Source organism: Dolichospermum circinale AWQC131C (genome assembly GCF_000426905.1).
GTDB classification, from domain to species: Bacteria; Cyanobacteriota; Cyanobacteriia; order Cyanobacteriales; family Nostocaceae; genus Dolichospermum; species Dolichospermum circinale.
In genome coordinates this window covers 2,713-12,683 of sequence record NZ_KE384644.1, presented here as the reverse complement: position 1 = coordinate 12,683, position 9,971 = coordinate 2,713, and the positions used below count along the sequence as shown (strand labels likewise).

At 37.8% G+C, this 9,971-nt stretch carries 12 protein-coding genes; 7 read left to right on the top strand and 5 right to left on the bottom strand.

Annotation, left to right across the window (positions count from 1 at the left end; translation table 11 throughout):
• Nucleotides 1-34: 34 nt before the first annotated feature.
• Nucleotides 35-1,822: an aspartate--tRNA ligase gene (gene aspS, locus ACIR131C_RS0118975; RefSeq protein ID WP_028091460.1), complete on the bottom strand. Its 1,788-nt coding sequence runs from the start codon at nt 1,820-1,822 to the stop codon at nt 35-37.
• A 381-nt stretch (nt 1,823-2,203) separates the two neighbouring features.
• Here aspS and ACIR131C_RS0118970 point away from each other — a divergent pair, with 381 nt between their 5' ends.
• From ACIR131C_RS0118970 to ACIR131C_RS0118960, 3 genes are all read left to right on the top strand, one after another.
• Nucleotides 2,204-2,446: an AbrB/MazE/SpoVT family DNA-binding domain-containing protein gene (locus tag ACIR131C_RS0118970; RefSeq protein WP_027402219.1), complete on the top strand. Its 243-nt coding sequence runs from the start codon at nt 2,204-2,206 to the stop codon at nt 2,444-2,446.
• Nucleotides 2,440-2,883, top strand: a complete 444-nt coding sequence (locus tag ACIR131C_RS0118965; RefSeq protein ID WP_027402220.1) for a type II toxin-antitoxin system PemK/MazF family toxin — start codon at nt 2,440-2,442, stop codon at nt 2,881-2,883. The genes ACIR131C_RS0118970 and ACIR131C_RS0118965 overlap by 7 nt, the downstream gene beginning before the upstream one ends.
• 131 nt (nt 2,884-3,014) lie before the next feature.
• Nucleotides 3,015-3,593, top strand: coding sequence for a Uma2 family endonuclease (locus ACIR131C_RS0118960; protein WP_028091459.1), 579 nt, complete (start codon nt 3,015-3,017; stop codon nt 3,591-3,593).
• Between the two features lie 83 nt (nt 3,594-3,676).
• Here the strand turns inward: ACIR131C_RS0118960 and ACIR131C_RS0118955 are convergent, their stop codons facing one another.
• From ACIR131C_RS0118955 to ACIR131C_RS27450, 3 genes are all read right to left on the bottom strand, one after another.
• Nucleotides 3,677-3,862 carry a ssr2422 family thylakoid membrane protein gene (locus ACIR131C_RS0118955; protein WP_035372517.1) on the bottom strand — a complete coding sequence of 62 codons (186 nt, stop codon included), beginning with the start codon at nt 3,860-3,862 and terminating at the stop codon, nt 3,677-3,679.
• A gap of 252 nt (nt 3,863-4,114) precedes the next feature.
• Nucleotides 4,115-4,615: a pentapeptide repeat-containing protein gene (locus ACIR131C_RS23380; protein ID WP_051347631.1), complete on the bottom strand. Its 501-nt coding sequence runs from the start codon at nt 4,613-4,615 to the stop codon at nt 4,115-4,117.
• Nucleotides 4,616-4,845: 230 nt separating this feature from the next.
• Nucleotides 4,846-5,004 carry a ssr2422 family thylakoid membrane protein gene (locus ACIR131C_RS27450; protein ID WP_465249444.1) on the bottom strand — a complete coding sequence of 53 codons (159 nt, stop codon included), beginning with the start codon at nt 5,002-5,004 and terminating at the stop codon, nt 4,846-4,848.
• Nucleotides 5,005-5,163: 159 nt separating this feature from the next.
• On the opposite strand from ACIR131C_RS27450, the gene ACIR131C_RS0118945 reads away from it, so the two are divergent.
• From ACIR131C_RS0118945 to ACIR131C_RS0118930, 4 genes are all read left to right on the top strand, one after another.
• Nucleotides 5,164-7,209: a pentapeptide repeat-containing protein gene (locus ACIR131C_RS0118945; protein ID WP_028091457.1), complete on the top strand. Its 2,046-nt coding sequence runs from the start codon at nt 5,164-5,166 to the stop codon at nt 7,207-7,209.
• A 211-nt stretch (nt 7,210-7,420) separates the two neighbouring features.
• Entirely contained in the window at nt 7,421-7,639 is a 219-nt protein-coding gene (locus ACIR131C_RS0118940; protein ID WP_028083434.1) for a hypothetical protein, read from the top strand.
• Nucleotides 7,632-8,048 (top strand): putative toxin-antitoxin system toxin component, PIN family, encoded by a 417-nt coding sequence (locus tag ACIR131C_RS0118935; RefSeq protein ID WP_028091456.1) that lies wholly within the window; start codon nt 7,632-7,634, stop codon nt 8,046-8,048. Before ACIR131C_RS0118940 ends, ACIR131C_RS0118935 begins: the two co-directional genes overlap by 8 nt.
• 141 nt (nt 8,049-8,189) lie before the next feature.
• Entirely contained in the window at nt 8,190-8,765 is a 576-nt protein-coding gene (locus tag ACIR131C_RS0118930) for a Uma2 family endonuclease (protein ID WP_028091455.1), read from the top strand.
• 134 nt (nt 8,766-8,899) lie between these two features.
• Here the strand turns inward: ACIR131C_RS0118930 and ACIR131C_RS0118925 are convergent, their stop codons facing one another.
• On the bottom strand, nt 8,900-9,763 hold the full coding sequence (locus ACIR131C_RS0118925; protein ID WP_028091454.1) for a zinc metalloprotease HtpX: 864 nt from the start codon (nt 9,761-9,763) through the stop codon (nt 8,900-8,902).
• Between the last annotated feature and the right edge of the window lie 208 nt (nt 9,764-9,971).

Below are 9,971 nucleotides of genomic sequence, written 5' to 3'. Positions count from 1 at the left end.
CCCCCTGCAAAAAAGCAGAGGGAATAATCAAACCTTAAACCTTGGGCTTAAAAGTCGAAGCAACGTGCAACTCTTTCAATTGTTTTGCGTCCACATTTCCAGGAGCATCTGTTAACAAACAACGCGCTTGTTGAGTCTTAGGAAAAGCAATCACATCACGAATTGATTCCTCTCCAGATAACAACATTACCAAACGATCTACACCGTAAGCAATACCACCATGGGGAGGAGTTCCATACTCAAAAGCTTCTAACAAAAAGCCGAATTTACTTTGTGCTTCTTCCGTTGATAAACCAATGGCTGTAAATACCTGTTCTTGCACTTCTCGCTGATAAATTCGTAAACTTCCACCACCAACTTCAAAGCCATTTAAAACTAAATCATAGGCTTGAGCGCGGGCAGTTTTTAAATCACTGATATCATCAGGATGAGGGGCTGTAAATGGGTGGTGTAATGCTTCTAAACGTTTTTCATCTGCGTTCCATTCAAACATGGGAAATTCTGTCACCCAGAGCAAGTTAATTTTGTCTTTTGCAATTAACTTAAATTCCTTAGCCACAAATTGACGAATTCTATCTAAGGTTTTATTCACAGTGGACCTATCAGCAGCCGCAAATAATAACAAATGTCCGGCTTTTGCACCTGTTCTTGTTAATATTTCCTGCTTTTGTTCCGGTGTCAAATTATCTTTAATTGCGCCAATAGTATCAATTTCACCATTTTCTCGCACGCGAATATAAGCTAAACCTTTCGCTCCAGCTTCTGCGGCTTCCCGGAAAATATCCCCACCTGGTTTAATGCGAACATTAGAAATAGCATCGTTACCGTTAGGAATGGGCAGAATTTTAACGATACCACCGTTAGAAATGGCTTCTCGAAAAACTTTGAAACCAGAATCTTTTAAAACGTCAGAAACATCAACTAATTCTAAACCGTAGCGGGTATCTGGTTTATCACTTCCGTAACGGTTCATAGCTTCCGCGTAAGGAAGACGAGGAAAAGGACGAGGTAAATCAATTCCTTTAACGGTTTTGAAAATATGACAAACTAACTTTTCATTAAGTTCGATAATTTCATCTTCAGACATGAAACTCATTTCCATGTCTAATTGAGTAAACTCCGGTTGTCTGTCAGCCCGTAGATCTTCATCTCGAAAACATCGCGCCACTTGATAGTATCTATCCATTCCCGATACCATCAATAATTGTTTGAAGAGTTGGGGAGATTGGGGTAAAGCGAACCATTCACCCTCATTCACCCGACTGGGAAGAATATAATCTCGCGCCCCTTCGGGGGTAGAACGGGTGAGAACTGGGGTTTCAACTTCAATAAAACCCTCTAGGTCTTCTAGGTAGCGCCGCATGGCTTTAATGACCTGATGACGCAATTGCATATTTTGCGCCATACGTTCCCGTCGTAAGTCCAAATAACGATATTTTAATCGTAAATCTTCCCGCACTGTTTCCGTGTCTGCGGTGGAAACTTGGAAAGGTAATTGTTTACGGACAGCGTTGAGTAGTTCTATTTTATCAGCATAGATTTCCACTTCGCCAGTGGGAAGTCGAGGATTTAGAGATTCTGGAGGACGTTGGGTAACTCTACCGGTGATAGCTACAACATATTCATTTCTGAGTGCGTTAGCCTGTTCATAGGAGTCTGGGGTGCGCTGGGGGTCGCTGACGATTTGGACAATACCAGAGCGATCGCGCAAATCTAAGAATATCACACCACCGTGATCGCGGCGACGGTCTACCCATCCGTAAAAGGTAACAGTTTCACCAATATGTTCTTTTCGGAGTTCGCCGCAATAGTGAGTTCGCATAGTTGTTAGTTCTTTGGTTCCGGGCTAGGTTGGGTAAATGTCAAGGCTTTCCCATTATCTAGCATCAACAGTCATTGTAGTAGTTTTAGTGGAAGAAAAATCAACAACTGGTTATTTTAGCTTTGGCTTCAGGACGTTGGGTTACTCTACCGGTGATTGCTACAACGTATTTATTTCGGAACTTGTGTGTAACCGTAGATCAGAGACGGGGGAAGTGATCAGGGCGATTTCCTTTCTACAGGTTAAAAAATTTATTGACACCCGCTAATTAAATATGTATACTCAAAGTATATACATTGACCTAAGTTGTGAAGAGTGTTTGACTGGAGAAAACCTCAAGTTTAGTCCTGTAGATTTCTAACAAAATATTGGGAGATAACTATGACAACAGTTGTGGCAAAATGGGGAAACAGTTTAGCGATTCGGATTCCCAGATCCGTAGCTGAACAAGCGCAAGTAACGGAAGGGATAGCGATAAATTTTAGTGTGGAAGGTAACAGGATTGTGATTACACCACAAAAAAGAAAAAAATATACCCTGGATGAGTTGCTTGAAGGTATGACTCCTGATAAATTTCATCCTGAATTTGAAACTGGAAACGCTGTGGGGAATGAAGATTGGTAGTTAATTCTTATTTTCCCAATCGAGGAGATATTGTTAAATTAGAATTTGGGAACACACAAAGATTTACTGCTGATTCGATTAAGCGTGCATTTTCCCTGCAAGCGTCAGGAATGTCTTTTGATGATATTGCTAAGACATTAAATAACGAATTACAACAACTTGGGCGTGAACAAATCGGCTATCGTCCTGTTCTTGTTATATCTCCAATTAAATATAATCGAATGGCTTCTTTAGTTCTAGTGTGTCCTATAACTAGCAATCCAAAAGGGCTGAGTTTTGAAGTTCCACTTGTTGAGGGAATGAAAACAAAAGGAGTTGTGTTAGCTGACCAAATTAAAACACTAGATTGGAGAGCTAGAAAGGTAAAATTTGTTGAAAGTGTTACCCAAGATTTAATAGAAGAAGTACAAGCGAAACTTGAAACATTAATTTTATAAATCGCGCCTACGCGGACTCACGGAATTTAACCCACGAAGGTGGGTTTCGTCTGTGTAGCTGCGGTTTCTAACCGCCATTTTAACAGATATAATGGAAAGTATTATTCAAGATTAGTCAAGAGGTATGAATCATGACTGCTGTAACTTTACAAATACCACAATCATTAAAATTCACAGATGATGAATTTGTGGAAATAGTCGCTGCTAATAAAGATTTGCGTTTAGAATTATCACATCAAGGGGAATTAACTATTATGTCACCAACTGGAGGAGAAACAGGAAATCGTAATTTTGAAATGTGTCTTGATTTAGGGTATTGGAATCGCCAAAATAATTTAGGAAAAGCTTTCGATTCTTCCACAGGTTTTAAATTACCTAATGGTGCTACCCGTTCCCCAGATGTGTCTTGGATTAAAATAGAAAGATGGAATGTACTCACACCAGAACAAAGAAAAAAGTTTTTGCCTTTATGTCCCGATTTTGTGATTGAGTTAGTTTCTGAAAGTGATGATTTAGCAGATACTCAAGCAAAAATGCAGGAATTTATAGCCAATGGTTTACGTTTAGGGTGGTTAATTAATCCTAAAACCAAACAAGTAGAAATTTATCGTCAAAATCAAGAAATAGAAGTTTTACAATCTCCTATAAGTTTATCTGGAGAAGATGTATTACCAGGTTTTATTTTAGATTTACAGCCAATTTTTCTTTAAGTCTATATTTCAAGTTCCAGTTACTACACAGGCAAAACTCATCATTATGGGTTTCAAATCCATGCCTTCTTGGTATTCAGAAATTACCTCTTAAAAACTGATGACACCACCGTAATTATCGTAGTGCTGGCAATCAAACCGAAAGCCAAATTAACCAGTGACTGTGTAGCTTGCCTGTATACTTCAAATTTCTCATTTGATTTTGCCACATCAGTTTTTAATTCTTCCAGTGAATTTAAGATTTTTTGTTGAAACTCTTCTTCTGACATTTTATTTATCTCCTTAGTTCACGATTTTGATATGGATTCATTTGATATGGATTCAACAGTGTAACGCTATGACTGTGTAGACGCGCTTTCCAACCGCCGATTTTATTAACTTCTATCTATTCCATAATCTGTCAGTTTTCAGGTAATCTGCCAACGGGAAGGGAGTAATGTAGTGTGAATATGGCTGAATCAGAAAACCCCACCCTATCTTAGAAAAGGCGAGGTTTTTTTGATGTCTGGGAATAAAATTTATTAGTTCAAGAATCTTACTCCTGCGCCCACTGCATCAAAACCTTCAGGAAATTTAGTCTCACTATTGGCGATCGCCTCGGTTAAATCCGCCTCGGTTAAATCCGCCTCGGTTAAATCCGCCTCTCTTAAATCTGCCTCTCTTAAATCTGCCTTGTTTAAATACGCCTCTCTTAAATCTGCATCTCTTAAATCCGCTCCTCTTAAGTCCACCCAGCTTAAATACGCCTCGGCTAAATTCGTTCCTCTTAAATTTGCTTTATTTAAATACGCTCCACCTAAATCTGCCTTGTTTAAATATGCTCCGCTTAAATTCGCCTCTATTAAATCCGCCCCGATTAAATCCTTGTCACCACTAAGCGCCCGATTAAAATCAGATTTATTATACGCATGGGAAGGACTAGGATTGAGGAAGAGAACCCCACTGAATACTGAAAATGCTATAACCAGCACCAACAGAAAACTTAGAGACTGTTGGACTTTAGACTTAATGTAACTTGCCATGATTTAACCCTTGGATGTTTGTAATTCTGTATAGATAATATACAGGACAGGTAAATTATATTATACATGGTGCATTTTAAACAGGGGCTTTTTTGATGGTTTGGTTAAACTTTGTTAATGGGATTTTTAACCTGGGTAGGCAGTTTTTGCCCGTGTAGACGCGGTTTCTAACCGCCGATTTGATCAACTTCTATCTATTGCGTAATTAGTGTTCAGAAGGCGTTCAGAAATTATCTCTTAAAAAGTGACGACACCACCGTAATTATTGTGATGCTGGTAATCAAACCGAAAGCTAAATTAACCAGTGACTGCGTAGCTTGACTGTGTACTTCAAATTTCTCATCTGATTTTGCCACATCAGTTTTTAATTCTTCAAGTGAATTTAAGATTTTTTGTTGAAACTCTTATTGTGACATTTTATTTATCTCCTTAGTTAAAGATGTAGTAATAGGCAAATTTCACAAAATTTAACATAATTTGACTAAAACCTGGAATAATACTCGCAAATAAGTGTACAATCTAATAGATAATCTCTTGCGGATGTGATTATGCCACCAGACTACAGCGGTCAAAATCTTCAGGGACGCTCTTTTAAAGGTCAAGACCTGACAGGTGCGAACTTTAGTCAAGCTGATATTAGAGGAGTAGATTTTACCAACGCTATCCTTAAAGGTGCTGATTTTACAGGCGCTAAGGCTGGACTACAGCGACGTTGGGTAATTGGGTTACTAATAATTACGTTATTACTGTCAGCGCTATCAGGGTTCTTTTCCACGGTTTCTGCTGTATTGTTATCCTCTGCTTTAAGTAAAAAGATAATCGCTGGTATAGTCGCACTCATTACATTAGCTATTTTTTGTATCATTACTGCTCGTAAAGGTTTATTGGCAGGTTTAGGAATTGTCGCCGTCGCCTCTGGTGTCGTAGCAGTTTCAGCTGTTACCTGGGCTTCACCCATACAAGGAATTTCAATGGGATTACTTGTTTTGGCTTTTACTGGTGTAGTCACCTGTTCTGTAACCTTCACGTTTGTCTTCTCCTTCGCTTTCACCTTTATTTTTGCCATTTTCTTTACCATTTTCTTTGCCTTGATCTTTGCTGTTATATTGAAACACTGTTTTGTATTTCCCGTCGCTGTAGTTTTTGTAATTTTTAATGCTTATATCGGCTGGCGTAGTTTAAATGGAGATAAAAGAGATCCTTGGATTCGCTTTTATGCCATTGCTCTTGCTGCAACAGGAGGCACAAGTTTTCATGGTGCTGATTTAACTGATGCTGATTTTACTGGTGCAACTCTAAAAAACACCGATTTCAGAAAAGCAAATCTAACGCGCACTCGTTTTTATGAGGCCAAAAAACTCGATTTTGCTAGACCGGGAAATACCATATTAAGTAACCCTGCTGTTCTCAATTTGCTTATTACTTTAAATGGTAGAAATAAATCTTATATTGGTGGTAATCTCAGAGGTGCAAACCTAATAGGTGGAGACTTGAAAGAAGCTAATTTAAAAAATGCTGATATTATAGAAGCGACTTTTCAAGAAGCTAATTTAGAATGGGCAAATCTGACTCTTACTCAAGCCCTTGGTACTAATTTCACCAAAGGTCAAATGACAGGTGCTTGTGTAGAAGCTTGGAATATTGAAAGTACAACTATATTAGATAATGTAGATTGTCGTTTTGTCTATCTTTTAGAAGATCCTAAACCGGGAACAGATGACCGGGAACGTCGTCCGAGTAGTGGAGAATTTCAACCGGGAGAATTTACCAAATTATTTGAAGAAGTTTTAAATACTGTTGATTTAATTTTCCGTAATGGTATTGACTGGAAGGCTTTTATTACTGCTTTCAAAAAAGTGCAAGTTGAAAATCAAGATACAGAATTAGTTATCCAAAGTATTGAAAATAAAGGTGATGGGGTAGTTGTTGTTAAAGTTGTTGTTCCTGAGAATGCGAATAAAGAAAAGATTCACAGCGATTTTACTGAAAATTATCAATTAGCATTAGCAGCAGTTGAAGAAAAATATAAATCACTTTTACAAGCAAAGGATGAGCGAATAGAGGATCATAAACAGCAAATAAAAGATATTAAACAATTTTACTCAGAACTTGTTAATATAAGTAAGTCATTAGCAGATCAACAGACAAGTATTGAAAACAAGATTATACAGGAGATTAACAACGTGAATAATGATTCTAGCCGTAAAATTGAAATTGGTAATATCGGTAGAGATTTTAACGCCAGTGGACAAGCTTTGAATTTAGGTGAAATCAGTGGTACAGTCATAAATACTATTAATGAATTAGCAACTGCACCCGAACCCGATAAACCAGGAATTAAAGAATTATTGACACAATTAAAAACCGCAATTGAAACCGATACTGATTTAACAGCAAAAGACAAAGAAAAGGCCTTAAAACAAGTTAAATCTTTAGCAGAAGCCGCTCAAAATCCTCAAGAAAAACAGGATTTAGCAGATACAGCAATCACAATGTTAAAGGGAACAATTGCTAATTTACCAACGGCGGCGAAATTAGTGGAAGAATGTGGTAAGTTATTACCCTTAATTGCTGGTTTTTTAGGTTTAAGTTAGAAACCCATTTTTTAGCCTAAAAGATTGATTATATAGCGGCTATACAAACAAAGTCCTTCCAAGAGGAATTTAACCCACGAAGGTGGGTTTTGTCTGTGTAGACGCGGTTTCTAACCGCCTTTGAAAATATCGTTAAGAGGGGAGAATCAGCCCTCTTGTATCTGTTAAATGCTATAATCAAACAAACGTAATTTATTTTTTCTATCAAAATATGGAAACAATTGCCATTAAAGTTGATGCAGAAGTTGCCAAAGCCTATCAAGCAGCAGAACCGCAAAAACAGAAAAAAATTCAGACCATTGTTAACGATTTGCTCAAATTAATTATTCAAGATAAATCTCTAGATGACATTATCCAAGAAATGCAAGAACAAGCGAAAAATAAGGGATTAACTCCAGAAATTTTAAATGAGATTCTTGAGAATGGATGAATTACGTTTTGTTGTTGATACAAACATTTTAGTTAGTGCCGTTTTGATTAAGTCATCTATTCCAGATGTGGTATTCAAAAAAGCCAGAAGCTTAGGAATAATTTTATTTTCAGATGCGACTTTTCAAGAACTACAAGAAATCCTCAATCGCTCAAAATTCGATAAATATATTTCTGTGAGTGTTCGTACTCAATTCTTAGCTAAATTCAAACTTGAATCAGAAGAAACTGAAATAGTTCAGATGATTAAGGAGTGTAGAGATCCAAAAGATGACAAATTTCTTGAGGTTGCTATTAATGGTAATGTAACTCATATTATTACGGGAGATAAAGATTTATTAGAACTTCATTCCTTTCAAGGAGTTGATATTATTACCGCCACGCAATTTTTAGAAATTTTCTCAGTTTGATAATCAAATATGATGCGGTTTCTAACCGCTTTGTTCTGGAAATATCGTTAAGATGGGAGGTAGAACCTCCTGGAAAGCATTCCCAGTCGGAGACTGGGAACGAGGGAGACTGGAAGGGATAAATAGAGAGAGGTATGAATTATGACTGCTGTAACTTTACAAATACCAAAATCACTAAAATTCACAGATGATAAATTTGTGGAAATGGTTGCTGCTAATAAAGATCTACGTTTAGAATTATCATCACAAGGAGAATTAAGTATCATGTCACCAACAGGAGGAGAAACGGGAGATAGAAACCTAGAATTAGGTGGACAAGTTTGGTTTTGGAATCGCCAAAATGGGTTAGGAAAAGCTTTTGATTCTTCCACGGGTTTTAAATTACCTAATGGTGCTACCCGTTCTCCTGATGTATCTTGGATAAAAATAGAAAGATGGAATGCACTCACACCAGAACAAAGAAAAAGGTTTTTGCCTTTATGTCCTGATTTTGTGATTGAATTAGTTTCTGAAAGCGATGATTTAGCCGATACTCAAGCCAAAATGCGGGAATATATCGCTAATGGTTTACGGTTAGGTTGGCTAATTAATCCTAAAAATAAACAGGTAGAAATTTATCGCCAAAATCAAGAAATAGAAGTTTTACAATCTCCTACAAGTTTATCTGGAGAAGATGTATTACCAGGATTTATTTTAGATTTGCAGCCGATTTTTTAATCAGTAAAAACAGGAAATACAGAGATTTTTATTGGTTATAGAAATGTTGAGTTAATTTTGCTCAGAAATAGGATATTGACTAAATAGGGTGCGTTATCCTGAAGCTAACACACCCTACTAATGATCTCTAGAGACTAATAAGTAATAACTTGTCGTTCTAATTGCAGTAAAGCTTCCACACGGGCTTCAGTTGCTGGGTGACTAGAGAATAAATTTCCCAAAAACTGCCCAGAAATAGGATGAATAATTAATAATGGTTCAAAAGCTGGATTAGCATTCAAAGGCATTTGTCTAGCTGTAGATTCTAACCTTTGCAAAGCCCTAGCTAATGCGCGAGGATTACCTGTTAATTTTGCAGCACCGGCATCAGCAGAAAATTCTCTGGTGCGGGAAATTGCTAACTGAATCACCGTAGCGGCTAGGGGGGCAAATATGACTGTTGCTAATACACCCAAAGCATTTCCACCTCTTTCGTTGTCCCGTGAACCACCACCAAACCACATACTATAACTCAGCATTTGCGCCAGGAAGGAAACAGCCCCAGCGACGGTAGCAGCCACCGCTTGCGTTAAGGTATCACGATTGATAATATGGGTTAGTTCGTGGGCAATTACCCCTTCTAATTCATCTTCTGGTAAAATATCTAAAATACCTGCGGTGACGGCCACAGCCGCGTGTTCAGGATCTCTTCCCGTCGCAAAAGCGTTGGCTGTTGGACTAGGAACAATGTACAATCCTGGCATGGGAATATTAGCACGGTTAGATAATTTTTCAACGATGCGATATAGTCCTGGTGCTTCTGCTGCGCTGACGGGTTGGGCATTATATACTGCTAAAGCAATCTTATCTGATTGATACCAAGAGAAGAGGTTAGTCGCTGCTGCTAACCCAATTCCTATAACTAAGCCCCCTGTACCACCAATTACCCAGTAACTAATTGCTATCAATAAGCCACTGAGGGTAGCGAGTAAAATAGCAGTTTTGAGTTGATTTCCCATTTTGATAACTCTCCTACTTATGCTGTATTAATTTTTGTAACTTTGCCTGGACAACAGCATCTTTTTAGCCACTCCTTGATTGTATCAAGTTCAATTTTCAGGTACAGTGATGAAAACCTGTCACGAGGGTACGGTTTTCCGTTGGTTGCCGATTTAATAAAAGATGAAAAAAGACTAAAAAAGACTAATAAGTAGGTGAACGGAAAAA